27 protein-coding genes, 1 tRNA gene and 1 pseudogene are annotated in these 25400 nt (G+C 29.3%); 12 read left to right on the top strand and 17 right to left on the bottom strand.

The window, feature by feature from the left end; genetic code table 11:
- Positions 1-15 precede the first annotated feature (15 nt).
- A complete protein-coding gene (miaA, locus tag AJ881_RS05565) occupies positions 16-885 on the top strand; it encodes a tRNA (adenosine(37)-N6)-dimethylallyltransferase MiaA (protein ID WP_002857499.1) in 870 nt (289 codons plus the stop codon).
- Here the strand turns inward: miaA and AJ881_RS05560 are convergent.
- A complete protein-coding gene (locus AJ881_RS05560) occupies positions 871-1434 on the bottom strand; it encodes a manganese efflux pump MntP family protein (RefSeq protein WP_002851996.1) in 564 nt (187 codons plus the stop codon). The genes miaA and AJ881_RS05560 overlap by 15 nt on opposite strands.
- Before the next feature lie 147 nt (positions 1435-1581).
- On the opposite strand from AJ881_RS05560, the gene AJ881_RS05555 reads away from it, so the two are divergent.
- Positions 1582-1656, top strand: a tRNA-Glu gene (locus AJ881_RS05555).
- Between the two features lie 135 nt (positions 1657-1791).
- On the opposite strand, the gene AJ881_RS05550 is transcribed toward AJ881_RS05555, so the two are convergent.
- Complete coding sequence (locus AJ881_RS05550) at positions 1792-1974, bottom strand: hypothetical protein (RefSeq protein ID WP_002871507.1); 183 nt, start codon at positions 1972-1974, stop codon at positions 1792-1794.
- A 269-nt stretch (positions 1975-2243) separates the two neighbouring features.
- Between AJ881_RS05550 and sodB the strand changes: the two genes are divergently transcribed.
- From sodB to AJ881_RS09570, 3 genes are all read left to right on the top strand, one after another.
- Positions 2244-2906, top strand: coding sequence for a superoxide dismutase [Fe] (gene sodB, locus AJ881_RS05545; RefSeq protein WP_002860986.1), 663 nt, complete (start codon positions 2244-2246; stop codon positions 2904-2906).
- Positions 2907-2974: 68 nt separating this feature from the next.
- On the top strand, positions 2975-3193 hold the full coding sequence (locus AJ881_RS09575) for a hypothetical protein (protein WP_002857297.1): 219 nt from the start codon (positions 2975-2977) through the stop codon (positions 3191-3193).
- Between the two features lie 109 nt (positions 3194-3302).
- The gene (locus AJ881_RS09570) at positions 3303-3665 is read left to right on the top strand and encodes a hypothetical protein (protein WP_070282906.1); all 363 of its coding nucleotides are present in this window, start codon (positions 3303-3305) and stop codon (positions 3663-3665) included.
- Between the two features lie 12 nt (positions 3666-3677).
- Here AJ881_RS09570 and AJ881_RS05530 read toward each other — a convergent pair whose 3' ends face one another.
- The 5 genes and pseudogenes from AJ881_RS05530 to AJ881_RS05510 all read right to left on the bottom strand — a co-directional run bounded on the left by AJ881_RS05530 (position 3678) and on the right by AJ881_RS05510 (position 8558).
- Positions 3678-4883: a saccharopine dehydrogenase family protein gene (locus AJ881_RS05530; protein WP_002870693.1), complete on the bottom strand. Its 1206-nt coding sequence runs from the start codon at positions 4881-4883 to the stop codon at positions 3678-3680.
- A 35-nt stretch (positions 4884-4918) separates the two neighbouring features.
- A complete protein-coding gene (locus AJ881_RS05525; RefSeq protein ID WP_072223564.1) occupies positions 4919-5827 on the bottom strand; it encodes an ABC transporter ATP-binding protein in 909 nt (302 codons plus the stop codon).
- Complete coding sequence (locus AJ881_RS05520; RefSeq protein WP_044779782.1) at positions 5811-7427, bottom strand: ABC transporter permease; 1617 nt, start codon at positions 7425-7427, stop codon at positions 5811-5813. Before AJ881_RS05520 ends, AJ881_RS05525 begins: the two co-directional genes overlap by 17 nt.
- Positions 7427-8431, bottom strand: a complete 1005-nt coding sequence (locus tag AJ881_RS05515; protein WP_002870690.1) for a Fe(3+) ABC transporter substrate-binding protein — start codon at positions 8429-8431, stop codon at positions 7427-7429. The genes AJ881_RS05520 and AJ881_RS05515 overlap by 1 nt, the downstream gene beginning before the upstream one ends.
- Positions 8428-8558 (bottom strand): annotated as a pseudogene (locus tag AJ881_RS05510) (hypothetical protein). Before AJ881_RS05510 ends, AJ881_RS05515 begins: the two are co-directional and overlap by 4 nt.
- A 221-nt stretch (positions 8559-8779) precedes the next feature.
- Between AJ881_RS05510 and AJ881_RS05505 the strand changes: the two are divergent.
- The 7 genes from AJ881_RS05505 (at position 8780) to AJ881_RS05475 (ending at position 16537) form a co-directional block, all read left to right on the top strand.
- Positions 8780-9622 (top strand): ChaN family lipoprotein, encoded by an 843-nt coding sequence (locus AJ881_RS05505; RefSeq protein ID WP_052949929.1) that lies wholly within the window; start codon positions 8780-8782, stop codon positions 9620-9622.
- Positions 9623-9632: 10 nt separating this feature from the next.
- Positions 9633-11909, top strand: coding sequence for a TonB-dependent receptor domain-containing protein (locus AJ881_RS05500; RefSeq protein WP_070248048.1), 2277 nt, complete (start codon positions 9633-9635; stop codon positions 11907-11909).
- A gap of 11 nt (positions 11910-11920) precedes the next feature.
- Positions 11921-12682 (top strand): MotA/TolQ/ExbB proton channel family protein, encoded by a 762-nt coding sequence (locus tag AJ881_RS05495; RefSeq protein ID WP_070210169.1) that lies wholly within the window; start codon positions 11921-11923, stop codon positions 12680-12682.
- Complete coding sequence (locus AJ881_RS05490) at positions 12669-13079, top strand: biopolymer transporter ExbD (protein ID WP_002870685.1); 411 nt, start codon at positions 12669-12671, stop codon at positions 13077-13079. Before AJ881_RS05495 ends, AJ881_RS05490 begins: the two co-directional genes overlap by 14 nt.
- 1 nt (position 13080) lies before the next feature.
- Positions 13081-13827, top strand: a complete 747-nt coding sequence (locus AJ881_RS05485) for an energy transducer TonB (protein WP_070210168.1) — start codon at positions 13081-13083, stop codon at positions 13825-13827.
- Between the two features lie 51 nt (positions 13828-13878).
- The gene (locus tag AJ881_RS05480) at positions 13879-15078 is read left to right on the top strand and encodes a putative transporter (RefSeq protein WP_070282904.1); all 1200 of its coding nucleotides are present in this window, start codon (positions 13879-13881) and stop codon (positions 15076-15078) included.
- Positions 15079-15178: 100 nt separating this feature from the next.
- Complete coding sequence (locus AJ881_RS05475; RefSeq protein WP_002860995.1) at positions 15179-16537, top strand: hemolysin family protein; 1359 nt, start codon at positions 15179-15181, stop codon at positions 16535-16537.
- A gap of 12 nt (positions 16538-16549) precedes the next feature.
- Here AJ881_RS05475 and AJ881_RS05470 read toward each other — a convergent pair whose 3' ends face one another.
- The 10 genes from AJ881_RS05470 to tig all read right to left on the bottom strand — a co-directional run bounded on the left by AJ881_RS05470 (position 16550) and on the right by tig (position 25332).
- Positions 16550-17734, bottom strand: a complete 1185-nt coding sequence (locus tag AJ881_RS05470; RefSeq protein ID WP_070282903.1) for a metallophosphoesterase — start codon at positions 17732-17734, stop codon at positions 16550-16552.
- Between the two features lie 9 nt (positions 17735-17743).
- Entirely contained in the window at positions 17744-17953 is a 210-nt protein-coding gene (locus AJ881_RS05465) for an alkylphosphonate utilization protein (RefSeq protein WP_002857271.1), read from the bottom strand.
- A complete protein-coding gene (locus AJ881_RS05460; RefSeq protein WP_070282901.1) occupies positions 17946-18665 on the bottom strand; it encodes a TerC family protein in 720 nt (239 codons plus the stop codon). Before AJ881_RS05460 ends, AJ881_RS05465 begins: the two co-directional genes overlap by 8 nt.
- A 72-nt stretch (positions 18666-18737) precedes the next feature.
- A complete protein-coding gene (gene purN / locus AJ881_RS05455; RefSeq protein ID WP_002860998.1) occupies positions 18738-19304 on the bottom strand; it encodes a phosphoribosylglycinamide formyltransferase in 567 nt (188 codons plus the stop codon).
- The gene (locus AJ881_RS05450; protein WP_002860999.1) at positions 19295-20665 is read right to left on the bottom strand and encodes a bifunctional ADP-dependent NAD(P)H-hydrate dehydratase/NAD(P)H-hydrate epimerase; all 1371 of its coding nucleotides are present in this window, start codon (positions 20663-20665) and stop codon (positions 19295-19297) included. The genes purN and AJ881_RS05450 overlap by 10 nt, the downstream gene beginning before the upstream one ends.
- Positions 20649-21347 carry an NYN domain-containing protein gene (locus AJ881_RS05445; protein ID WP_002826913.1) on the bottom strand — a complete coding sequence of 233 codons (699 nt, stop codon included), beginning with the start codon at positions 21345-21347 and terminating at the stop codon, positions 20649-20651. The genes AJ881_RS05450 and AJ881_RS05445 overlap by 17 nt, the downstream gene beginning before the upstream one ends.
- 1 nt (position 21348) lies before the next feature.
- A complete protein-coding gene (locus AJ881_RS05440) occupies positions 21349-22854 on the bottom strand; it encodes a YifB family Mg chelatase-like AAA ATPase (RefSeq protein WP_052859062.1) in 1506 nt (501 codons plus the stop codon).
- Positions 22851-23378: a peptide deformylase gene (gene def / locus AJ881_RS05435; RefSeq protein WP_002861002.1), complete on the bottom strand. Its 528-nt coding sequence runs from the start codon at positions 23376-23378 to the stop codon at positions 22851-22853. The genes AJ881_RS05440 and def overlap by 4 nt, the downstream gene beginning before the upstream one ends.
- A 35-nt stretch (positions 23379-23413) precedes the next feature.
- Positions 23414-23998 (bottom strand): ATP-dependent Clp endopeptidase proteolytic subunit ClpP, encoded by a 585-nt coding sequence (clpP, locus tag AJ881_RS05430; protein WP_002861003.1) that lies wholly within the window; start codon positions 23996-23998, stop codon positions 23414-23416.
- Complete coding sequence (gene tig, locus AJ881_RS05425; protein WP_070282915.1) at positions 23998-25332, bottom strand: trigger factor; 1335 nt, start codon at positions 25330-25332, stop codon at positions 23998-24000. The genes clpP and tig overlap by 1 nt, the downstream gene beginning before the upstream one ends.
- Positions 25333-25400 lie beyond the last annotated feature (68 nt).

The following is a 25400-nucleotide window of genomic DNA, read 5'->3' as shown; positions in this document are numbered from 1 at the left end:
AGGATAAATATTAAAATGTTTTTTGAAATAGCATTAATAGGAACAACCGCGAGTGGAAAAACATACATAGCTAATACTTTAGCAAGAGAATTTGATGCTGTTGTTTTAAGTCTTGATAGTCTTTGTGTTTATAAAGAAATTAATATAGCAAGTGCCAAGCCTTCACAAGATGATCTTGCGAGTATAAAATACTTTGGGGTAAATTTATTGAGTGTGAATGAACATTTTAATGTTGAGTTATTCATAAGAGAATATCAAAAAGCAAAAGAATTTGCTTTAGCTAGAAATTTACCTCTAATTATAGTAGGTGGAACTGGATTTTATTTAAAAACTATGATAGATGGTTTAAGTGAAAAAACCTTAGAGTCAAAGAGTTCTTTAAATAACGATGAAATTTATGCTCTTTTATTAAATATTGATCCAAACTATAAAATAGAAAAAAATGATACTTATAGATTAAAAAAATGGCTGGGTATTTATGAACAAACAAGAGAAATTCCTAGTGAATTTTTAAAAAGAACACAAAAAACTGGGGTGCTTAAAGATATAGAAATTTATGAGCTTGCGTGGGATAAGGAAATTTTAAAAAAACGTATTAAAACTAGAACAAAAGAAATGCTTGATAATGGACTTTTAGATGAAGCAAAAATTCTTTTTTCTAAATTTGATCATAAACTTAAAGCATTAAATTCTATAGGTTTGAAAGAGTGTAAAGAATATTTAGATGGGGAAATTTCCTTTAAAGAGCTTGAAAATTTAATCACGATACATACTACACAACTTGCCAAAAGACAAAGAACTTTTAATAAAAAATTTCAAAGTAAAGCCTTGGAATTTGATAAAGCTTTAGCTACTTTAAGAATGAAATTTTCAATCGAAAAATAAATGTTCTATTAGAATTTTTACTCCTAATATAATTAAAACCAATCCGCCTAAAAGTTCAGCTTTATTTTTAAGATAAATTCCAAATTTATTTCCTATTTTTAGAGCAATGATGCATAAAATGAAGGTGATAATACCTATTAAAAATATAGCTAATAATAAATTTACATTTAAAAATGCAAAACTTACGCCAACTGCTAGCGCATCGATACTCGTAGCAATTGCTAAAGCTAGCATGGTTTTAAAGCCAAATTGATTGGCATTACTATCGCAATTTTCATTTTCCAATGACTCTTTGATCATTTTTAATCCTATTAAAGAAAGTAAAATAAAAGCTATCCAATGATCAATACTCGCAATAAAAGATGCAAAAGTTATACCTATAAAATAACCAATAGTTGGCATCAAGGCTTGAAATCCGCCAAAATAAATTCCAACAATAAGATAATGTTTTAAATGTAGTTTTTTAACACTAAAACCTTTGCATAGTGATACAGCAAAAGCATCCATTCCTAAAGCACAGGATAAAAAAATAAGACTATAAAAATCCATAATAAATCCTAAAATTTTATAAAAAATTGAAGATGAAATTATAATCAAACAAAGATAAAAATCACATAATTTTGATATATTTAATTAAATTTTAAGAAATAAATATATATAATTCAATTTCATTTTTATTTTTTACTCCTTAAAAGTGGCCCATTCGTCTAGCGGTTAGGACATCGCCCTTTCACGGCGGTAACACGAGTTCGAGTCTCGTATGGGTCACCACTTTTTAATTTTTCTTTTAAAATAACGATTTTTTCATTTTTTCTATTAAAATTTAATAAATATTAATAATTTATTTTGTAGAATACGAATAGCTTTTGATATAAGTCTATTATAGGCTTATATCAAGGCTGGGCATTATTGAGCTGGTGTTTGCTCTTTTGTTTTTTTGTGAGTTTTAGCTTCATGTTTTTTATCAGCTTTAGCTTTTGAATGATGAGCTTTTGTATGTGTTTGATTCACATCGCTTGGAGTATTAGCTGCAAAAACATTAGCTACGAAAGCACCTAGTAATGCTGAGATTAGTACAACTTTTTTCATATTTTCCTCCTTATGAATAATTTTTAGTTGCAAATTAATTGTAATTATTAAAAATCAACAAATAGATATTTTTTGTAAAAATATTTCAAAAAAATATAATTTTTTTATATATATTTAAATTATTATTAAAATATATTATAAATGTATCTTATTTTATTTTAGGTTAAATAAATAGAAATTTTACCCACTAAGCTTTTAAGATATTTTTACTCTTTTTAATATTATTATGGTAATATTTTCAATATCAAACTAAAAATAAAGGAGAAATTATGTTTGAATTAAGAAAATTACCTTATGATACCAATGCTTTTGGTGATTTTTTGAGTGCTGAAACTTTTAGCTATCATCATGGAAAACATCACAATACTTATGTTACAAATCTAAATAATCTTATTAAAGATACTGAATTTGCAGGTAAAGATCTTGTAAGTATTATCAAAACTTCAAATGGGGGCGTATTTAATAACGCAGCTCAAGTTTATAATCATGATTTTTATTTTGATTGCATTAAGCCAAGTACAGGCTGTGGCTGTGGCGGTTCATGCCAAAGTATAGATGCTAATTTACAAGCGGCACTAGAAAAAGAATTTGGATCTTTGGAAAATTTCAAAGCTGAATTTATCAAAGGTGCTACAGGAGTTTTTGGTTCAGGATGGTTTTGGTTAGTTTATAATACTAAAAATCAAAAACTAGAATTTGTAGGTACTTCAAACGCAGCTACACCAATTACTGAAGATAAAGTTCCTTTACTTGTTGTAGATGTTTGGGAGCATGCTTATTATGTAGATCATCGTAATGCACGTCCTGCTTATTTAGAGAAATTCTATGCTCATATTAATTGGGAATTTGTTGCAAAAGCTTATGAATGGGCTTTAAAAGAAGGCATGGGATCAGTTAGCTTTTATGCAAATGAACTTCACCCTATAAAATAATTTTAATCCTTTTTGTGTTAGAATGAATTTTGGCTTAATGTCAAATTTCTATACAAAAAGGAGCAAAAATGGATAATTCTTTATCTGCATATACTCAAAAATATGACAAAGAAGGTTATGGACTCCAATATCCTGATGGTCATGTTATAAGATTTTACGAGAGAATCTTAAAATACAAACTAAGCAAAACAAGTGGAAAATTACTTGATTTTGGTTGCGGAAATGGAGTGCATTCTAAGTATTTTAAAAATATAACCGGGGGGGGGTATAGAGCCTTATGGCATTGATATAGTTCCTAGTTTAAAAAAAGTTTGGGAAAAAGATCCTTGCTTAGATTCTAAAAATTTTCACATCATATCTCCTAATTCTAGCTTTAAAAAACTCTTCAATACAAAAATGGATTTTATATTTGCAAATCAAAGCTTATATTATCTTACAAAACAAGCTTTTAAAGAAGCTGTGCAAGAATTTTATGAACTATGCAATGAAGGAGCTATTATATTTGCAACTATGATGAGTGATAAAGGCTATAGTATGTATGAAAGAGGAGAACTTATGGATAATGGCTTACGTGAAGTAAAAGGATGTCCAAGTGGTAGATTGAGCGGTTCTTCATATATACGCTTTACTAAAGACATAGAAGAATTAAAAGAAGATTTTAAACCTTTTAAACCTTTATTTTGGGGAGATTATGAATTAATTAATATGTATAATTTTGAAGGCAGTGTGGAGCACTTTATTTATATAGGACAAAAGTAAGTGCTCTAGCACTTACTCTCCTAAGCTTGGAGTCATTTCGATAATCTTCCAAGGAAGTCCTTGAGAATTCAGCTCTTCCATAAAAGGCTTAGCGTCAAATTCTTCCATATTAAACACGCCTTTTCCTTGCCAAATCCCTTTAGCGATTAATTTCGTACCTATCATAGCAGGAACACCTGTAGTATAGCTCACAGCTTGTGCACCAGTTTCTTTATAACATTCTTCATGATTGCAAACATTATAAATATAAACTTGCTTGTCTTTTCCATCTTTTTTACCACGAATCACACAACCTATATTGGTATAACCTTTAGTGCGTGGTCCCAAACTTGCAGGATCAGGAAGTAAGGTTTTTAAAAATTCTATAGGAATGATTTCTTTTCCTTGGTGCATCACAGGTTTAATCCCTAGCATTCCAACATTTTCAAGGCATTTCATATGAGTTAAATAACTTTGTCCAAAAGTCATAAAAAAGCGTATTCTTTTTAAACCTTTGATATTTTTTACCAAGCTTTCAAGTTCTTCATGATAAAGCAAATAGCTATCTTTCACACCTACTTCTGGATAATCCCACTCCATTTTTATTTCCATAGGCTGCGTTTCTATCCACTTGCCATTTTCCCAATAACGCCCTTTAGCAGAAACCTCACGTAGATTGATTTCAGGGTTGAAATTGGTCGCAAAAGCATAGCCATGATCACCTGCATTGCAATCTAAAATATCTATATAAGAAATTTCATCAAATAAATTTTGCTGTGCATAAGCACAAAAAACATTAGTTACACCAGGATCAAATCCACTTCCTAAAAGTCCTAAAATTCCTGCTTGTTTAAACTCATCATTTCTCGCCCATTGCTCTTTGTATTCAAATTTAGCTAAATCAGGATGTTCATAATTTGCCGTATCTACATAATCAATCCCTGCTTTTATACAAGCATCCATTAAACTCAAATCTTGATAAGGCAAAGCAACATTGAGTAAAATTTGCGCTCCTGTTTTCTTGATAAGTTCTACAACCGCATTGCTATCATCAGCATCAATTTGCGCCGTTTCAATTTGAACCCCTAAACGCTCTTTGATAAAAGCAGCGATCTCATCACATTTGCTTTTTGTTCTACTAGCTAAAGTGATTTTGCTAAAAGTATCAGAATTCATTGCGCATTTTACAGTAGCCACACGACTTACCCCACCTGCGCCTATGATTAAAAGATTTTTCATGAAATTTGTCCTTAAAAGATTTTTAGGAATTTTAGCTAAAAATTGATAATATCAAAATTTATTTTTTCTTCTAAGTTATAATTTGAACTTAATAACATAAAAAATTCTATATTTTTATATCTTAACTTAAGTCTATAAAAAGCCCCTAAAAATTCTTTTTGTAAAATTTTAGCCTCAAAGCGATTTCCTATTTTAAGCTCTGCATAACCAAAAATATAATTTTTTGAAGCTATCCAAGCAAAAAATTCATCTTCTAAATCAAGTTTTTCTTCTATGATATTTAAATCAGGTAAAATTTGCGCACTTTTAAAATCAGGCTTAAAATAAAGCTCTTTAGGATTTGCATGAGCTAAGATTTTTCCTTTTTCTAAAAAAGCGATTTGATCAGACATGCAATAAGCATCTTCAATATCATGAGTTACCATAATAGCCGTAATGCCTTGATTTTCTATCATTTTTTTCAATTCTCTTCTTAAATCCTGTTTTAAATTTTGATCCAAATTAGAAAAAGGTTCATCTAAGAGCAAAAGCTTACATCCTCTTGCTATAGCTCTAGCAAAAGCCACTCTTTGCGCTTGCCCTCCTGAAATTTCATCGATTTTTTTATATCTTAAATCTTCAATTTCAAAAGTTTTAAGCAAATGATTTAAAATTTGATTTTTATCTTTTTTATCGTAAAGTGCAAAAAGTATGTTTTTCTCAACATTTAAATGAGGAAATAAAGCATAATTTTGAAACATCAAAGCCACTTCACCTTTGCAAGAAAACAAATCATAAGAACTAGCTTGTTCAAGCTTAGCAATAATCCTTAAAAGCGTGCTTTTTCCGCTTCCACTACCTCCTAAAATGCTTAAAAATTCTCCTTCTTTGACATGAAGATTGATATTTTCTAAAGCTTGTATTTTTCCAAAATTTTTAGATAAATTTTTAATTTCTAACATCATCTTTCCTTGTGATTTTATCCATCCAAACAACAACCATTAAAGAAAGAAAAACGATAAACAAGGAAGGCAAAGCTGCATCATAAATTCTTTCATCACTTGCAAACCAGAAAGCTTTAACACTTAAAGTTTCAAAGCCAAAAGGTGCTAAAATTCTACTTAAAGGAAGTTCTTTAATCGTATCAATAAAAACAATAATAAAAGCTAAAAATAAAAAATGTTTCATTAAAGGTGTGTGAATTTTAAAAAATAAAATAAAATAACTCGCTCTTAAATTTAAACTTGCCTCATCAATATTTAGATGAATTTTATTATATCCTCCTTCTAAAGAATAAATTGCACTCGCTAAAAAACGAATTATATAAGCAAAAACAAGAACAAATAAAGAATTTCCCAATAAACTCATGTGAAAAATTTTATCCAAAAATACAAAAAGCACTATAATGCTAATCCCTAAAGCAGCAGCAGGTATAGAATAACCCAAAGAACTTATTTTTAAAATAAATAAATTAAAAAAATGATTTTTAACTATCCTAGAACTAAACATCAAAAAATAAGCTAAAAGAGTGGTAATTAAAGCAGTGATTAAAGCTAAGATTATAGTTTGAAAACTGATAATATAAAATTGTGATTCAAAAAGCTTATGATCTTTTAGCCCCCAATAAACTAGCCAAAGAAAAGGTAAAATAAAACCTACCAAAGCAATCATAAAACAATAAATACAGGATAGAATTTGTTTAATAGGATTTAATTTTCTTTTTTTGATAAAAAGAGTTAAATTTTGATTAAAACTATAATGATGTTTATTTTTATAATAATAATCCACATACATAATCAAAAATACAAAAAGCATTAAAATACCCGATAAAACACTAGAAGAATAAGAATCATTCAAATCATACCAGAGTTTAAAAATTCCAGCCGAAAAAGTATCCACTCCCAAATAAGCACTTGCACCATAATCACTTAAAGTTTCCATTAAAACCAATAAAGCTCCAGAAAAAATGGCAGGTCTTGCACTCAAAAGTGCCACGCGTGTAAAAATTCTAAATTCAGAATATTTCATAATTTTAGCTACTTCATAAGCCTCTTTAGCTTCACTCTTAAAAGCTGTTTTAGCAAATAAATAAATATAAGGATATAAAGAAATAGCCAAAACAAAAATAACACCATAATGATTGAAAAAATCTATCCTAAAGCCAAAATTTTCATGAAAAAATCCTTGAAAATCCATAATTCCCACATAAACAAAGGCTAAAATATAAGCAGGTATGGCCAAGGGTAAAATGAGTAATTTTTCTAAAATTTTACAGAAATAAAAATCATAATTTGCGATCAAATAAGCAGAACTCACACCCAAAATCAAGCTTAAACACAATACTCCCACGCTAATTATAAAAGTATCTTTGATGAATTTTAAAAATAAATAATCAAAAAAATGACTCAAATTTTCTTTAATAGATGAAAATTGGGTTAAATTACTTGTATTAAAATTTTGAAATAAAATATAAAAAAGTTCAGCAAAAATACCAAAAATAGGTAAAGCAAGAAAAAGGGCAAGTAAAATTGCCCCGAGTTTATAGTATTTTAGGGTTTTATACATTATCTAAAACCGACTTCATCGTAAATTTTAACAGCTTCTTTAATATTTTCTGCTATCTTACTCACAGGAATTTGATCTTCTTTAAAAGTTCCAAAATCCTTTACCGTTTGGCTTAATTCTACATCATTTCTTATAGGAAATTCATAATTACTATCAGTAAGGATTTTTTGAATTTCAGGACTTAACATAAATTCCATAAATTTTTTAGCCGCATCTTGATTTTTACTTGATTTTGTCATAGCAATACCGCTAATGTTAATATGCGTTCCTCTATTGTCTTGATTAGGAAAAATAATACCCAAAGAATTCCCCACTTCTACATCTTTTGGATTTTTAGAATTCTTTAAAAGCCCTATATAATAAGTATTCATAACTGCAAATTTAGCTTCGCCTGCAAATACTTGTCTGGCTTGATCTCTATCCCCACCCTTTGGGTTTGTCGCAAGATTCTCAAGTACACCTTTAGCCCATGCTTTAGCCTCTTTACTTCCATCATTAGCTATAATAGATGCTAAAAGAGTTTTGCTATAAGGAGCTGTAGCACTTCTCATGACAATTTCTCCTTTAAATTCAGCTTTTGCTAAATCTTCATAATTTTTCATTTTGCTAATGTCGATATTTGCGTTTTTATTGTAAGCAATAATTCTTGCTCTTTTTGTAATCGCAAACCATTCTTTATCCTTATCTCTTAAATGAGCAGGTATAAATTCTTCTAAATATTTTGATGAAACAGGGGATAAAAGTCCTAAATTTTTAGCTTCTGTAAGATTTGAAATATCAGCTGTGATGAAAATATCAGCAGGAGAGTTATTTCCTTCAAGAGAAAGCCTTTTAATAAGTTCTGAAGCTTTAGCTTGAGTATGATTGACCTTAATGCCTGTTTTTTCTTCGAATTTTTTTATGATTTCAAAATCAGCATCATAATGTCTTGCTGAGTAAATATTAAGCTCGCTAGCACCTAAAAATGAAAAAGCTGTTAAAAACATAAAGAAGATTTTTTTCATATTTTATCCTTTATTGAGAATTATACTTGGTTTTATTAAGATCTTTAAAATCAGTATGAGAATGTTCAGAGCAAGCAAAAGCAAAGCCAACGCATAGTAAAAATAAAATTATTTTTTTCATAGACATTGATTCCTTTTTAGATATTTTGATAAGAAATATTAATATTAAAAAGTAAATATAAAATAATTTAATAATTTTATAACTGATAAATATTTTCATTTAATTATAATAAATTTTGATAATAATTATAATTAATTAAATTTTAATATAAATATTTAAGAGTATTTTTATATATAAAATATTAATATTCAATATCAAAAATATTTGCTAAGAAGGTAACAATGATAATGAAATTTTATATTATACTAGGCACGCTATTTATAGGTTTTATCTTTAATGCTTGTACCGTTTTGCAAAAATCATCTCCACTTCAAGAAAATAAAGATTTTTATATACTTGATATGCATACTCAAAAAAAGATTTCTTTTGAAGATATGATTTTAGAATTGCTAAAAGCAGATGTGATACTGCTTGGCGAAAAACACGATGAAGCAAAGCACAAGATAAGTCAAGTTATGATTTTTAATGCTTTAGAAGGAAATTTAAGTTCTCAAAATATCAGCTTTGATGTAGCTTTAGAAATGCTAGCAAGCACGGAACAAAATCACTTGGATAAAGCCTTAAAAAATAAAAAAAACATTAAGGCTAACGAACTTGCTAATGCGCTAAACTGGGATAAAAGCTGGAAATGGAAAGATTATGAGCAATTTGTCAATGTGGTTTTTTATTCAAGGTCAAAAATATTAGGTGCAAATCTTTCACGCTCAGAAATTACAAGTATTTATAATGGGGCTCAGCCCTTAAAGGGTTATGTTTCAACCACAAATGAAGTAAAAAAACAACTTTTTGACATTATATCCTTAAGCCATGAGTTAAATCCTGAAGAAAATAAAAAATTGGTAGATAAATTAGTAGAAATTCAGCAATTTAAAGACAGGCGTATGGCGGATGTATTGGTTCATCATCCAAATAAAGTTTTATTGCTAGCTGGAAGCTATCATACAAGTAAAAAAATAGGAATTCCTTTACATATACAAGATTTTAAAAGCAGCAAAAAAATAGTTGTAGTGAATTTAAACTATGGAGGAATGGATTTAAAAGACAGTGATTATACTTTTATTTATTATTAAGGAAAAATTAATGAAAAAATTAAGTTTATTTTGTGTTATGGGTTTATGTTTTGCTAATTATACTTTTTCCGAAGAATTAGAATTTGATAGTCTTGAAATTTCAGGCTCAAAAATCAAAAACGATGAAAAGCCCTTTGTAACTCCTGGAGCAACAAGCACAAGAGATAATTTAAATTCAAGCACTCAAAGTATAGATTCTATAGTACGTAGTGTTCCTGGTGCTTATACTCAAGTAGATCAAGCACAGGGGGGAATTTCAGTAAATATTCGCGGTATGACAGGACTTGGAAGAGTAAATACACAAATTGATGGCGTAACTCAAACTTTTTTTGGTTCTGCAAGTGATGATAGCTTTCATGGGCAAATTGGAACTTCAAGTTTTACAGCTCCAATAGATAAAAATTTTTTAGTCGCCTTAGATGTTAATCGTGGAACTTTTAATGGAGCAAATGGGGTTAATGCTTTAATGGGTTCGGCTAATTTTAGAACTATAGGTGTAGATGATATAGTACAAGAAGGAAGAGTTTTTGGTTTTTTGGGAAAATACTCTTATGGTAGCAATGCTATAGGGCCTGATTTTATGGGTGCTATAGCAGGAAAAACTATGTTAGAAAATAATGCTAATTTAGGCATTTTATTTGCTTATAGTGGACAAAATGTTTCTCAAAATTATAAAATCGGAGGTGGAGGCTATATAGGCGATCAAAAACCCCCAATTGACACTGATGATGATGGCATTCCAGATGATAATTTAGCAGCACCTATAAATCCAAACAATCTTTATAATCAGCCTAGAAGTCAACTCTTTAAAGTAGAATACAAATCTGATATCAATGAGGCGATTTTAAACTATAGAGCTTATAAGAACAATCTTGCAGGTAGAAAGATTGCAAATGATACTTATCAAATTGACTATCGTTTAAATCCTGATTCTAATCTTTTGGATTTAAAATTTTTATTTGCTTATAATGACGGAAAGCAAAAGTATAATCAAGGCAGCACTTGGGGTTATCACGATATGAGTGGAGTTAAGACTAAAAATCGAGCGGTAACTTTTGATCTTAGCAATACCATGAATAAAGAATTTTCACAAGATTCAAATTTGTATTTTACTTATGGGATTAATATTTTAAATAATCATTATAGCAATGATTTTCCAAAAGATAGAGTGCTTTTGCCTTATATTTTGACTAGTTTTTATCCTAAAGGAAAACAAGATATTAAAACCCTTTATTTGGATACGAGTTTTACAAAGGGAATTTTCACCCTAAATTCTAATGTCAATTGGATCAATGCACAATTAAGTGGATATAAGGGAGTTTGTAGCATGGCTAATCCTTATTGTCAGCCAAAAAATGCGACAAATTTAGAAAAGGATTACAATAATTTTAATTATTCTTTAATGCTTTCAGCAGATATCCATCCACTTTTTAATCCTTTTATTTCTTATTCTAAAAGCCATAGAATCCCAAATGTTCAAGAATATTTTTTTACTCATGATGCAAGTTTTGAGCATAATATGAATACATTTTTAAAGGCTGAAAGTGCAGATACTTATCAAATTGGTTTCAATTCTTTTGCACATGAAATTTTAAACAATAATGATACTTTAGGTTTTAAAGTGCTTTATTATGATACTAAGGTGAAAAATTATATTTATAATAGAAGATATTGGCAAAAAGCTGACAATACTATCTTTCTTATGCAATTAAATGATGATGAAAAAGCTAAATTCCACGGAGTTGAGCTTGAGTTTAAATACGATACGGGGTTTTTTTATTCTATACTATCTTATACTTATCAAAAATCCAAGCATAAATTTTCAGATACAGAATCTTTAGAAACAGGTGGAGCACAATCAGGCCAAAGTCAATTTGCTCAACTTCCAGAGCATTATGCTAATCTTGATATGGGTGTAAGATTATTTGAAGAAAAACTAATCTTAGGGGCTCTTGCTAAATATACAGGAAAAGCAAAGAGAGTAGCTCCTGTAGGCAGTTTGGATGATGATCCAAGTAATCCTGATGCTATGGCTCCGCTTAAAACTACAGATGAATTACCAAAAATACCAACTATCGTTGATCTTTATGTAAATTATAAAATTTTGAAAAACTTTACAATCAAAGCAGAGATACAAAATTTATTTGACAAAAACTATATGGATGCGCTTTATACTTATAATACTGGTGATAGTCAAAATGCTGGAGGGTTATTTGATCCTATTTATATTTATAATAACTCTGCTCGCGGCCGTACTTTTATAGTAAGTTTTGAATATAAATATTAAGGAATATACAAATGTTAAAAAAAATGTTTTTATTTTGTTTTTTATTGTTAAATTTAAATGCAGAAGTAAATGTAACAGATATAAATTTATCGTTTGATTCTCCCAAGATAGAAATCGAAGCATCTAAAATAGAGCTTTCTCTTTCTAGTCTTTATCAGAATGCCGATAAAGTGGTAAAAGGCGTTATTTATATGTTGGTTTTATTTTCCATTTTAGCATGGGCAGTTTTTATTTCCAAGCTTATGCAATTTTATTTTATGAAGAAAAATCTAGACTTGTCTATCCACAAGATAAAAGAATTAAAAAATCTCAATGAATTAGATCAGACAAAGGATTTTGCAGGTGTTTTATCTTTAGAAATTCAAGATGAGCTTGAAAAAAGTGAATATAAAAATGATCAGATAAAAGAGCGTATAGAATTGCGTTTACAAAATACCGTCTCAAAACAAATCACAGCAAGCAAAAATGGTTTGAGTTTACTTGCGAGTATAGGTGCTAGCGCACCTTTTATAGGGCTTTTTGGAACAGTTTGGGGAATTATGAATGCATTTATAGGTATAGCAAATCTTGGCAATGCTTCTTTGGCAGTCGTTGCACCTGGTATAGCTGAAGCCTTATTTGCTACAGCTTTTGGCTTGATAGCTGCTATCCCTGCAGTGCTTTTTTATAATTATCTTACAAGAAAAAATTTAAGACTTATGCACCATTTAGATGAGCTTACAAATTTTGTCTATATACTTTTTCATAGGAGTTATTTTAATGATAAAAACTGAAATGGCTCATAAAGAAGAGGAGTTAAGTGAGATCAATATAACTCCTTTTATAGATATTATGCTTGTATTATTAATTGTTTTTATGACTGTTACTCCTCTTATCACAAGTTCTATTAAGATAGAACTACCTAAGAGTTCGCAGCAAGCAGAGGATAAGCTTAAAAATCCCATCATACTTTATTTAAATACTGATAATACTTTGGCTATTAATGATGATAAATTAAGCCTAGAAAATCTTTCAAGTGCTTTAGATATAAAAACCAAAGGCAATAAAGAAGAAATTATTTATTTTCATATCGATAAAAGTGTAAAGTATGAAGATATTATGCAAGTAATGCAAAAATTAAAAGAGAATGGCTATGGAAAAATAGCTCTTTCAAGTAAAAAGGTGGATTAGTATGAAGTCTAGTGTGATTTTTGGGTTTGTGTTAAGTTTGATATTGCATGCTTTAGTATTAATGTTTTTCCTTTTTTCTTTTTATACTCAAGAAAAATCAAGTGGTGTTGATTTCAAACAAGGAGCGGAATTTACTTCCATTATGATGGTATCAGAGCTTCCTATCGGGGAATTAAAAGAAGTTTCGATCGATCAAAAAAAGAGTAATTCTCAAGATAAAAACAAGAAACAAGACGAAAGAATAAGTCTTAATTCTCAAGATAAAAATGCTGTATTAAAAGTTCAAAAAAAGATTGAAAAGCAAGATGAAAACCAAGCTCAAAAAGAAATAGCTAATGCAAGTGAAAATTCAAAATTTAAAAATGAATCGCTCAGTGCTCCGCTACAAAGTAATGAAGATAAAACACAAACTATAGTAAGTGGCAATGCCAAAGAACAAGTTAAAAGCTATCAAGCTTTGCTTATGGCTCATTTGACTAAATTTAAAAAATATCCTCAAGAAGCGATAATGAAAAAACAAGAAGGCGTTGTAAGAATTCGCGTAAGCATTGATGAAAGCGGAAATGTCTTAAGCAAAGAGCTTAAAAAATCTTGCCCTTATGCAGCGCTCAATGATGAAGTTTTAAGTTTATTTAAAAGAGCTTCTCCATTGCCAAAACCGCCTAAAGAAATGTTAAAAAATGGTGATAAAATCAGTTTTGTTATGCCTATTGATTACAATATTAAAGACTATTTAGGTAAAAAATAAACTCTTGATTAAATAAAGTTGATTAAAATTTTTATTTTAAAAGGTGGTAGCATGTTTTCTTCATTTTTTGCAAGTAAAAAATGGGCTTTATGGGCTTATTTAGGACTTTTTTTACTCTTGTTTTTTCTTTTTATTCAAACAAGTCTTAATGTTGCTATAAATTCATGGTATAGTGATTTTTATAATGTCTTGCAAAAACCTAAAATAGAAATTTTAGATTCAAATTCAACACAAAAAATAGAAGAAAATCTTGAAAATAATGCCACTTTAATCCAAGAGGCTAATCAAAGAGCTGAACAAAATTTCCAAAAAGCTAATTTTATCAATAAAGGTGCATTGTATTATTATCAAAATTTATTAGAATATTTTTTCAACTCTAGGGCTATGATTGAAAAGCCGAATTATTCAGCAAATGATTTTTATGCTTTGATTTTAGTTTTTTTAGCTATTGCTATTCCTTATGTTTTAATCGCTACGATTAATATTTATTTTGCTAGTGTATATGCTTTTAAGTGGCGTGAGGCTATGACTTTTTCTTATTTAAAATTTTGGAAAAATAAAGATGATAATATAGAAGGAAGTTCACAAAGAATTCAAGAAGATACTTATAATTTTTCCAAAATCGTAGAGAGTTTAGGACTTAGTTTTATAAAAGCTTTGATGACCCTTGTAGCATTTATTCCGATTTTATGGAGTTTAAGTGATGTTGTGAGTAAAGCTTTATTTGCAAATTTAAGCGAAAATTCTTCTTTTTATTTTTTAAAAAACATTGATGGTTTGCTTGTTTATATTGCACTTTTGATTTCTTTAGGAGGCTTGGTTGTGTCATGGTTTGTAGGTATTAAGCTTCCTGGACTTGAATATAACAATCAAAAAGCTGAAGCAGCTTTTAGAAAAGAGCTTGTTTATGCTGAGGATAATCGTAAAGAATACGCTAAAAATGAGACTATGATAGAGCTTTTTACAGGGCTTAAATTTAACTATAAAAGACTTTTTTTACATTATGGATATTTTAATATTTGGCTCATTTTATTTGAGCAAATGATAGTTATAGTGCCATTTTTAATCATGGCACCAGGGCTTTTTGCTGGAGCTATAGGACTTGGTATTGTAATGCAGATTAATAATGCTTTTGATCAAGTGCGAAGCTCTTTTAGTGTTTTTATCACAAACTGGACAACTATCACTCAACTTAGAAGTATATATAAGCGTTTAAAAGAATTTGAGAAAAATATTTCTTATAAGTCTTAGCTTTTATCTTAATAAGATACAAGAAAAAATTCAAATATTAAATTTACTTTTAATTGTGTATAATAAGGTTTAATAATATTTTATTTCTTAAGGAGCTTCATTGGACCCCAGTCAGGTTTTGGATTTAAACCAAACTTCTACAGCATCTTTTGATGCAGGATATTCTATACTTATGGTTGTTGTTGCACTTGCTCTAGTGTTTTTAAATGGTTTTTTTGTTTTGTCTGAATTTAGTATTGTTAAAGTACGTCGTTCCAAGCTTGAAGAGATGGTAAAAGAAAAAAAAGCTGGTGCCAAGAAAGCTTTGGAGGTTACTTCAAGACTCGATACTTATCTTAGTGCTTGTCAATTAGGAATCACTTTAAGTTCTCTAGCTCTTGGTTGGATAGGTGAACCTGCTATTGCAAAAATGCTAGAAATTCCGCTTATTAATCTTGGTTTTAGCACTGTTATTATCCATACTATAGCTTTTATTATTGCTTTTAGCATTATTACTCTTTTACATGTGGTTTTAGGAGAACTTGTGCCAAAAAGTATAGCTATTGCAGTTGCGGATAAAGCGGTTTTATTTATAGCTAGACCGCTTCATTGGTTTTGGATACTCTTTTTGCCTTGTATTAAAATTTTCGATTTTTTAGCAGCTATAAGTTTGAAACTTTTTGGAATAAAACCTGCTAAAGAAAGCGAGCTAACTCATAGCGAAGAAGAAATTAAAATCATAGCAAGTGAGAGTCAAAAAGGTGGAGTTTTAGATGAATTTGAAACAGAGATCATACGCAATGCTGTTGATTTTTCAGATACTGTTGCTAAAGAGATTATGACTCCTAGAAAAGATATGATTTGTCTAAATAAACAAAAAAGTTACGAAGAAAATATGCAAATCATTTGTGAACATAAACATACTCGCTTTCCTTATATTGACGGTTCTAAAGATACTATTTTAGGGATGATACACATACGAGATATAATACAAAATGAATTAAGCCATAAAAGTCAAAATTTAGATACTTTTGTTAAACCTTTGATTTTGGTTCCTGAAAATATCAGCATTTCAAAAGTACTTGTAATGATGAATAAAGAACGCTCTCATACTGCATTAGTAGTTGATGAGTATGGTGGAACTGCTGGAATTTTAACCATGGAAGATATCATGGAAGAAATTATTGGCGAAATTAAAAGCGAGCATGAAGAAGACAGCTATAAAAAACTTGCTGAAAATATTTATGAATTTCAAGGACGATGCGATATAGAAACTGTTGAAGAAATGCTTGTAATAAACTATGATGAGGATTTAGAACAGGTTACTATAGGTGGATATGTATTTAATCTTTTAGGACGCTTGCCTATAGTAGGAGATCGCATTGAAGATGAACTTTGTTACTATGAAGTTAAAAAAATGGATGGGAATTCTATAGAGCGTGTTAAGGTGGTTAAAAAAACAAATAAAGATGAAGAATAAGCCTCTTTAGGCTTATTTCTTTTTGTAAATTTGGTTTTTAATTTCTATACACTCAAAACCTTTTTTATCTAGTGTAACTACGCGTAAATATCCACCATCATCTATTTTACCCTCGCATAAAAATACTCTTTTGGCTATTTTCATAGGAAGTTTTTCTTTATTTCTGTGTCCAAAGATTTGATAAAGATTGTCCGAGGTGAAATTACAAAATTGATTTGCCACTTTTTGACTGTCTTCATATCCACCTACACCATAAATAAAATCATGGCTTGGTATAAAACTTATTTTTTCAGGTTTGGAGGGTATAAAATTTACTCCTCCATGTGAACAAAATATGAATTTATTTTGGAATTTGTAGTATAAACATTCTTTTAGATGAGGATAGAGTTTTCTAGCATCTCTTGGAGTAAGTTTTTCTTTTCTAAAATCCTTTAAAGTATTTTCATTAAATTCTTTGGAATTTGACAATTCTCCATTAGCCCATTTTATAAGATGTCTTTCGTGATTTCCTTCTAATAAGCATACATTTTCTTTTTCGCAAATTTTTAAAAGAAATTTTATTACTTTGCCATTTTCTATACCTCTGTTGATATAATCTCCCAAAAATATATAAAATTCATCTTCTTTGATTGTTTTAATGTATTCTTTTAAAACACTATAACAACCTTGTAAATCTCCTATATGATGAATTTTTTTGTATTTGCTTAAATTTGGCATTTGGTAAAGACATTTTTTCCAGTCGCTCGAGTCTAAAATTGGGTATTTTTTTGGATTTTTTTTGAGTAAATCTTGAGTTTTTTCCAAAAGAGCATAAGGGATGATATATTCATTTTTTTTAGCTTCTAAAAGATTTTTTTCTTGACATTGTTTTAAAGAGCTATCAAAAACAATAACATACATTTTATAGCGATATTGTTTAGCTAAGTCTTTGTAAATTTTTAATGTTTCATTGTAAGCGTTTATGATGCAAAACTCACCTTTTTGCATACGCATTTCTAGAAGTTTGAGTAAAATTTTACTCAAATCTTCATCATTTTTCACATTTAAAATTTTATATTCACTGACTATATTTTTAACGCTTCCTGATAAAAGACGCAAAGCATTTAAATCAAGTGTATAATTTTGAAGTTTATTATTTTTGATAAATTCTTCTTGTCCTGCGTAATAATTCCCTCTTAAAACAAGTAAGATTCGCACATTCTTTGCCTAGATTTTCTTTAAAAATTCAGTTTTTAAAACAATAACGCCAAATTTATCTACTCTAGCCTCAATTTCACCTTCTTTAGAAGTGAGCTTAATATTTTTTATAGTAGTTCCACGTTTTAAAGTTGTACTTGCACCTTTAACCTTAAGATCTTTTATTACACTCACGCTATCACCTGCGTTAAGTTCTGTTCCATTAGCGTCTTTAGCCATTTTTTTCCTTTCTTTGATCTAAAATATTTAAAATTTGCACCACTAAAGCAAAAGCCATAGCAGTATAAATATATGCCTTATCAATATAAATATCAAAACTTTCAGCAACTAAAACTACGCCTATTAGCACCAAAAAAGCTAAGGCTAAAATTTTAATGCTTGGATATTTTTCAACAAAATCTGCTATAGGTTTAGAAGCAAAAAGCATCACAGCTACTGCGATAATAACAGCGATAATCATGATGGTTACATCTTGAGCAATTCCTACTGCGGTAATCACACTATCAAGTGAAAATACTATATCAATCACAGCAATTTCAGCTACAACTATCCAAAGTTTATTGCTTGCTTTAAAATGACTTTGGCTTTCTTCTTGATGAGAAATTTGCTCTTTAATTTCTTTAATAGACTTTACAATCAAGAAAAGCCCACCTAGTAAAAGAACTAGATCTCTACCTGAAATTTCATTGCCCAATACACTAAACAAAGGTGTTACAAGTTTCATCACCCAAAAAAGAGACAAAAGAAGTAAAATTCTTGTAATCATTGCAAAAGCTAAACCTAAGATACGTCCTTTATCACGATGTTCAGGGGGTAGTTTACTTACTAAAATAGCTAAAAAAATGATATTATCTATCCCTAGTACAATTTCAAGAGCACTTAAAGTAGCTAAAGTAATCCAAGCATCAATACTAAATATCCATTCAAACATAAATTTCCTTGAAAATTTTAAAATTTTTTTAAAGCGATATTTTATAGTTTTAAAGCAAATACCTTTAATTCTTTAAGAAAAAATTTCAATCACACTTAAGGGTAAAATTTCATGTTCTAGGCTATGAATTTTTTCTTCAAATTCTTCAAAACTCAAATTTCTTTTTTCAAAAGCTTTTTGAGCTATAATCATCCCACCATCAAGTTCTTCATTGACCCAATGCACACTCACGCCAGCTACTTTCATATCACTTTCATAGCTTTCTTTAATCGCATGTGCTCCTTTAAAAAGTGGCAATAAAGAAGGATGAAGGTTAATTGCCTTAATATTTTTTGTAAAAACAGGACTTAAAATTCTCATAAAACCTGCTAATACAGTAAGATTTGCTCCACTTTCTTTGATTTTTTGTACTAAAATCGTATCAAATTCTTCACGAGTATTATAAGCCTTATGATCAACAATGATAGTATCAAGACCAAATTTTTTTGCCCTTTGTATACCAAAAGCATCTTTTTTATTGCAAAGGCAAAGTACTACTTCATAGGTATTTTCCCCTATGGTTTTTTTATGAAGTTTTTCTAAAATATTTTCTAAATTACTTCCATTTCCACTAAAAAGTATAGCTAATTTTACAAGCATTTTAATCCTTTGATAAGTTTTAAAGCATCAAAGCTATTTTTATTAAATTTATATTTTTTTGCAACAAGCCCATGAGCTAAAGTAGCATTTTTTGCTGCTTCTAAAGCACTAAAACCAAAACCTAAATGCGTAGCAATCATTCCACTTAAAACATCTCCACTCCCACCTTTAGCTAAGGCTTGATTTCCCAAATTTACAACAAATAATTTTTCTTTTTGCACAATAATAGGATTTGCTCCTTTTAAAACAAGAACACAATCATAATTTTGCGAAAATTTTCTAGCATAGAAAAAGCGATTTTTTTGCAATGCTTCTATATCTAAATCCTCATCAAAGCACATTTTATAAAGTTTTATAAATTCTTTTGGATGAGGGGTTATAACAACATCTTTTCTGTTTAAATACCAAAGCAAAGCTTCACTTAAAAAGCAGTTTGCATCCAAGATCAAAGGAGTGTTTTGCAAAATTTCATCTTTTAGAAAATCCAAATTTTCAAGCCCCATACCTAAAGCAATAGCACTTGCATTATTTTCAATTTTTTCTTTTAACATCAAAAGAGGTGAGAAGCTTTTTTGTGCTACTAAAGAAACAAGACCTGCTCCAAAATTTAAGGCTCCAAGTCCTGCTAAAGTTCCAGCGCTTGCATTGGCAACTATATAAATATGGCCAAAATTTCCTTTATTAGCGTTGATTTTTCTATCTATAGTTTTTAAATCTTTTTTTTCAAGCAAAAAAGCTTGAGAATTAGGGTAAAATTTCTTAGAGCTAATGCCTAAATTGGCTATTTTAATCCTTCCTACAAATTCCTTAGCAAAATCTTCAAGTAAAATTTCCTTTAAAGCTCCCATGCAAAGTGTAATATCAGCTTTAAAACAAGGATAAAATCCCAAATTTGTAGGCATATCGCAAGCTATTTTTAAAGCCTTGCTTTGATTAACTTTTTGAATTATTAAACTTGTTTTTTCATCTAAACAACGATTTAAGCCTGTGCCTAAAATACAATCAATAATAATATGAAATTTTTTAAAATTGGGTTCTTTTTTACAAAATTTAAAAGCATAATTTTGTAAAATTTGCTCTTGTTTTTTAAAAAGCGTATTTTCTTTAAATCCTATTTTATAAGCTTTAGCGTGTTTTAAATTTCTTAAAGCCACCAAGCCATCTGAAGCGTTGTTACCCCCGCCTAATAAAAAAAGTATTTTTACTTTTTTAATCTTGCGTTGAATGCAGATTTTTTTAGCTTCTTTTTTAATTAGTTTGGCTAAATTTAATCCCGCATTTTCCATTAAAATAAGATCATCTAAGCCTTTATTTATAGCATTTTGTTCTAAAATATTTATATTATCAATAATAGCTTTCATAATCTTTTTTCACCAAAAAATATATATTTTTTTCTCTTTCTTCTTCAAATTTTTTCATTTTAGGTAAAAATTTCTGGATCAAAGCACGAAAATTCTTAAAACCATAATTTTGCGGATGAAAATCCGAGTATTTGCGGTTCATATTAGTGCGGATTTGTGCGTATTCGGCACGCCCCTTTTCATCGATGAGCTGTTCGGTGATATTGATTAAAGCTCTTAAATAATCCTTACTTAAAATATCTTCTTTTTTACTCTCATCTTTATCTAAATAAAAAAATTCACTAAAGGCATTTACATAGGATTTTATAGATTTTTCAAGCCCCATTCCTATAACCTGTTTTTTATTTTCTCTTAATTTTTGAATGAGTGAAGTATAATCGCTATCGCTTGAAACAATAACAAAAATATCTATATTTTTTTCATAAAATATGGACATGATTTCAGTGATTAAATACATATCACTTGAGTTTTTGTTGGCTGCAAAATTAAATTGTTGCATAGCGATTAAAGAATATTCAGCAATTTGCTCTCTCCAACCTTGTATATTTTTTTGAGTCCAATCCCCATAAATGCGTTTAATGATAACTTCTCCATAATCTGAAGCGATATCAAAAATACTTTTAGCATATTTTGCAGGGATATTTTCTGCATCTATAAAGATAGCTATACTTTTATTTTCCATTTTAATTCCTTACTCTAAAGCTTAAAGCTTCTAAAATATGAGTTTTGTTAATATTAAGACTTTGTTCTAAATCCGCTATACTTCTTGAAACTTTTAAAATTTTATTGAGCGATCGCAAAGAAAGATTATAGCGTGAAATTGCTAAATCTAGCGTATCTTTGGCATCTTTTTCCAATACACAAAAACGACTCAAATCTTCATCTTTTAATTTCCCATTAAATTCTTTTTGCCCTCGTTTTTTACCAAAAATAAAAGCTTGTAAAATTTTTTCACTCATTTCTTTAGAACTTATACTCGTTTTATCATCCTTACTAATCTCATCCATAGCTACATAAAGATCAATCCTATCCATAATAGGAGCTGAAATGTGATTTTTGTATTTTTTAATCTCATTTTCACTACAAACACAAGAAAGATTTTTAGAAAATAAATTTCCGCAAGGACAAGGATTTTGAGCGGCTATAAAGCTAAATTTTGTTTCATAAGTGATTTTAGAATTTACTCTTGAAATATGAATTTTATAATCCTCTAAAGGTTCTCTTAAACTCTCTATGATTTGCTTGTTAAAATGTGGAAATTCATCAAAAAACAATACTCCACCATTTGCAAGTGCAACTTCTCCAATTCTAGCATTTTTTGTTCCTCCGCCAAAAATACTTGCTCTTGTAGAAGTATGATGAGGATGACGAAAAGCACGAATTTTAGTAAATTCACAATCTTTTGAATCTAAAGACATATAAGCATTTTGCATTAAAATTTCACTTAAACTTTGAGGAGGCATGATATAAACAAGGCGTTTAGCACACATACTTTTACCACTTCCTGGACTTCCTTCAAATAAGATGTTATGCATGCCTAAAGCAGCTATTATACAAGCTCTTTTAGCTTTTTCCTGCCCTTTGATGTCTTTAAAATCAAGTTTAAAATCCATATTTTGTAAAAAAATTTCATTTTCTATTTGCAAAGGGTTTGTAAATAAAGGATGATTGTGCGAGAAGTGAAAATTTTCATAATTTTTTTCTTTAAAAAACTCTATTGCTTCATTTAAATTTTCAAGTCCATAAACCTCCAAATTTGGTATCATGGAAGCTTTTTGCGCTATGCTTTTTGGAACAACGATTTTAGCTTTTTTAATTTTAGCAGAGAGAAACAAAAGCAAAGAAAAAAGCTCATTAGTGCTTTTAATACTTCCATCAAGTCCTAATTCTCCTACTACAAAAAAGTCATCTAATTCTTCATTTTGCAAAAGGATTAATAAAGCAATGGCCAAATCAAAATGAGATCCCTTTTTTGGGATGCCTGAAGGACTAAGATTGATAGTAATTTTTTTAGCAGGAAAAGCAAAATCACAACTTAAAAGCGTGGCTTTGATGCGTTCGATACTTTCCTTAATCGCTACACTTGCAAGTCCTACTATGCTTAAATTTGGCAAACCTCTTGTAAAAGTGGATTCTACCTCTATAATGTCTAAGCCTTCATGAAAGCTTATGCACTTTAGTTTTTTCATTTCTCTTTTTTATGATTTTTCTTCTTTTTCTTAAATTCTTTATCGAATTTTTGACGCTTAGCAAAAGAAATTTTTTCTATAAATAAATGTCCATTTAAATGATCATTTTCGTGTTGAATGGCCACAGCTAAAAAACCTTTTGCTTCAAGTTCTTTAAATTCTCCAAAGCGATCTTGATATTTAAGTAAGATATGATTATAGCGTTTTACTTCTTCGAAAAAATCTGGCACACTCAAACACCCTTCTGTGCAAGTGATCATTTCTTCATCTAAAGGAATAATTTCAGGATTAATAATCTCTAGCAAATCTTCTTTTTTTTGTTCATCATTTTCATCAAAAATATTCACAAGTAAAGCACGCAAAGGAATATCCACTTGAATAGCTGCTAAACCTACTCCATTACTTGCTATCATAGTTTCATACATATCATCAAGCAAGGTGTGAAGTTCTGTATCAAATTTATTTACAATTTCAGAGTTTAAAAAAAGTCTAGGATTAGGATAAGTGATAATTTTTCTAACCATTAAAAAACCTTTGTTTTAAATGATCTCCAAAGAAATCATTTAAAACTTTTTTCCAAAACCTTATCAATCAGTCCATATTCTTTAGCTTCTTGTGCTGACATGAAAAAATCTCTTTCTGTATCTTTTGCTATTTTTGTAACTTTTTGCTTAGTATTTTTTGCCAAAATATCATTAAGTATAGTTTTAAGTCTTAAAATTTCTTTAGCTTGAATTTCAATATCTGTGGCTTGACCTCTAGCTCCACCTAAAGGTTGATGAATCATAATGCGTGAATTAGGCAAAGCAAAACGTTTTCCTTCTGCGCCACAACTAAGCAAAAATGCTCCCATAGAAGCAGCTTGTCCTATGCAAATCGTACAAACATCAGGTTTGATATAGTTCATAGTATCATAAATACTAAAACCACTTGTAATGACACCGCCTGGAGAATTAATATAAAGATAAATATCTTTTGTAGGATCTTCAGCTTCTAAAAAAAGAAGTTGTGCTACGATAGAAGCAGCAAGTTCATCATGAATTTCGCCACTTAGCATAATAATTCTATCTTTTAAAAGGCGTGAATAAATGTCATAACTTCTTTCACCACGACTGGATTTTTCAATAACATAAGGAATAAACATTATTTATCTTCTTTCTCTTTTTTGCTCGCTTTTTCCGATTTTTCTGTTTTTGGCATAAAAATATCATTAAAAAGTTTTTCTTCAATTAAAGCCATTTTCACAGCAGGTAAAGCTCCTTGTTTTTTATAGTTTTCTAAATGCTCTTTTGGATTCATACCATAGCGATATGCTTCAAAATAAATCGCTTGAATCAATTCTTGATCATTTACTTCAATCTTACGCAATTTTGCAAGCTCATCAATAATAAAAGTAAGTTTTACACTTTTTTGCGCTTCTTCTTTAAAAGAATCACGTTTTTCTTGATATTTTTCTTTACTTGCTTTAAGCTCTTCAATTTCTTTTTCACTAAAAGTATTAAAAGCTGCACGCATTTGCATATCAGTTTCTTGTTCTACTATGCCTTTAGGTAAATCAAAATTATATTTTTCAATCAAAGCATCTGCAAATTTACCTTTTAATTCGTCATTTACAAGTTTAAAAAGCTTTTCATTTTTGATTTGCTCTTTTAATTTTTCATCTAAAACTTCAACACTAGTTTTTTCTTCTCCTGGTAAAAGTTTTTTAAGCATTTCATCATCAAGCTCTGGAATTTTAAGCTCTTGAATTTCATGTAGTTTTACTTTAAATACCGCATCTTTACCTGCTAAATGCGCTGCACCGTATTCTTTAGGGAAAGTTACTTTGATATCTTTTTCTTCACCTATTTTCATTCCTATCATACCATCTTCAAAACCTGGAATAAATTGCTTAGAACCAATTTCTAAAACATAATTTTCAGCTTTACCACCTTCAAAAGCTTTATCATCTACAAAACCTTCAAAATCAAATTTTGCAAAATCACCTTCTTTTAAAGCTCTTTTTGTTTTTATAGCTTCAGGAGTAGCAAAACGCTTTAAAAGTTCATCTTTTTTCTCATCAATTTCTTTTTTACTTACTTTTGGAGTTTGATATTCAGGGATGAGTTTTTCATAACCCTCAAGTTTAATTTCAGGTTTAAAAGAAAGTATTAACTCAGCAATAATTTCTCCATCTTTACGATCAAATTTTTCAAAATATGGCTCACCTACAAGCTCTTTACTTTCTTTTTTAAGTTCTTGTAAAGCACTATTTACAGCAGATTTAAAAAGATTTTGTTCTGCGTCTTGAGTGAGTTCTCTTTCATATCTTTTAAGTACAGCACTTACAGGAACTTTTCCTGGTCTAAACCCATCCATTTTTACGCTTTTAGAAGCTTTTTTTGCTAAATTTTCTACTTCACTTTTGATCATTCCTGAAGGAATTTTTACACTAGCAGTCGCATTAACAGAATCTAGTTGCTTTGCCTTTACTTCCATAGTTTTTTTCCTTATAAAATAAAATTTGCTTTCAATCATAGCAAATTTTTCCTTATTACTTGCATAAA

The sequence above is a fragment of the Campylobacter sp. BCW_6460 genome (assembly GCF_001762705.1).
GTDB classification, from domain to species: domain Bacteria; phylum Campylobacterota; class Campylobacteria; order Campylobacterales; family Campylobacteraceae; genus Campylobacter_D; species Campylobacter_D jejuni.
Note: the sequence above shows the minus strand (reverse complement) of the source record. Positions and strands in the feature narration are given on the sequence as shown.

What these genes read in the sequence shown, in the direction of transcription:
- AJ881_RS05520 (WP_044779782.1), bottom strand. Translation starts at nt 7,427, where the DNA reads ATGTATAAAACCCTAAAATACTATAAACTCGGGGCAATTTTACTTGCC.
- AJ881_RS05460 (WP_070282901.1), bottom strand. Translation starts at nt 18,665, where the DNA reads ATGTTTGAATGGATATTTAGTATTGATGCTTGGATTACTTTAGCTACT.
- AJ881_RS05480 (WP_070282904.1), top strand. Translation starts at nt 13,879, where the DNA reads ATGTTTTCTTCATTTTTTGCAAGTAAAAAATGGGCTTTATGGGCTTAT.
- def (WP_002861002.1), bottom strand. Translation starts at nt 23,378, where the DNA reads ATGGTTAGAAAAATTATCACTTATCCTAATCCTAGACTTTTTTTAAAC.
- AJ881_RS05485 (WP_070210168.1), top strand. Translation starts at nt 13,081, where the DNA reads ATGAAGTCTAGTGTGATTTTTGGGTTTGTGTTAAGTTTGATATTGCAT.
- AJ881_RS05525 (WP_072223564.1), bottom strand. Translation starts at nt 5,827, where the DNA reads ATGATGTTAGAAATTAAAAATTTATCTAAAAATTTTGGAAAAATACAA.
- AJ881_RS05440 (WP_052859062.1), bottom strand. Translation starts at nt 22,854, where the DNA reads ATGAAAAAACTAAAGTGCATAAGCTTTCATGAAGGCTTAGACATTATA.
- AJ881_RS05530 (WP_002870693.1), bottom strand. Translation starts at nt 4,883, where the DNA reads ATGAAAAATCTTTTAATCATAGGCGCAGGTGGGGTAAGTCGTGTGGCT.
- purN (WP_002860998.1), bottom strand. Translation starts at nt 19,304, where the DNA reads ATGCTTGTAAAATTAGCTATACTTTTTAGTGGAAATGGAAGTAATTTA.
- AJ881_RS05550 (WP_002871507.1), bottom strand. Translation starts at nt 1,974, where the DNA reads ATGAAAAAAGTTGTACTAATCTCAGCATTACTAGGTGCTTTCGTAGCT.
- AJ881_RS05495 (WP_070210169.1), top strand. Translation starts at nt 11,921, where the DNA reads ATGTTAAAAAAAATGTTTTTATTTTGTTTTTTATTGTTAAATTTAAAT.
- AJ881_RS09575 (WP_002857297.1), top strand. Translation starts at nt 2,975, where the DNA reads ATGGATAATTCTTTATCTGCATATACTCAAAAATATGACAAAGAAGGT.
- miaA (WP_002857499.1), top strand. Translation starts at nt 16, where the DNA reads ATGTTTTTTGAAATAGCATTAATAGGAACAACCGCGAGTGGAAAAACA.
- AJ881_RS09570 (WP_070282906.1), top strand. Translation starts at nt 3,303, where the DNA reads ATGGATTTTATATTTGCAAATCAAAGCTTATATTATCTTACAAAACAA.
- AJ881_RS05505 (WP_052949929.1), top strand. Translation starts at nt 8,780, where the DNA reads ATGAAATTTTATATTATACTAGGCACGCTATTTATAGGTTTTATCTTT.
- clpP (WP_002861003.1), bottom strand. Translation starts at nt 23,998, where the DNA reads ATGTTTATTCCTTATGTTATTGAAAAATCCAGTCGTGGTGAAAGAAGT.
- tig (WP_070282915.1), bottom strand. Translation starts at nt 25,332, where the DNA reads ATGGAAGTAAAGGCAAAGCAACTAGATTCTGTTAATGCGACTGCTAGT.
- AJ881_RS05560 (WP_002851996.1), bottom strand. Translation starts at nt 1,434, where the DNA reads ATGGATTTTTATAGTCTTATTTTTTTATCCTGTGCTTTAGGAATGGAT.
- sodB (WP_002860986.1), top strand. Translation starts at nt 2,244, where the DNA reads ATGTTTGAATTAAGAAAATTACCTTATGATACCAATGCTTTTGGTGAT.
- AJ881_RS05445 (WP_002826913.1), bottom strand. Translation starts at nt 21,347, where the DNA reads ATGGAAAATAAAAGTATAGCTATCTTTATAGATGCAGAAAATATCCCT.
- AJ881_RS05450 (WP_002860999.1), bottom strand. Translation starts at nt 20,665, where the DNA reads ATGAAAGCTATTATTGATAATATAAATATTTTAGAACAAAATGCTATA.
- AJ881_RS05515 (WP_002870690.1), bottom strand. Translation starts at nt 8,431, where the DNA reads ATGAAAAAAATCTTCTTTATGTTTTTAACAGCTTTTTCATTTTTAGGT.
- AJ881_RS05490 (WP_002870685.1), top strand. Translation starts at nt 12,669, where the DNA reads ATGATAAAAACTGAAATGGCTCATAAAGAAGAGGAGTTAAGTGAGATC.
- AJ881_RS05465 (WP_002857271.1), bottom strand. Translation starts at nt 17,953, where the DNA reads ATGGCTAAAGACGCTAATGGAACAGAACTTAACGCAGGTGATAGCGTG.
- AJ881_RS05500 (WP_070248048.1), top strand. Translation starts at nt 9,633, where the DNA reads ATGAAAAAATTAAGTTTATTTTGTGTTATGGGTTTATGTTTTGCTAAT.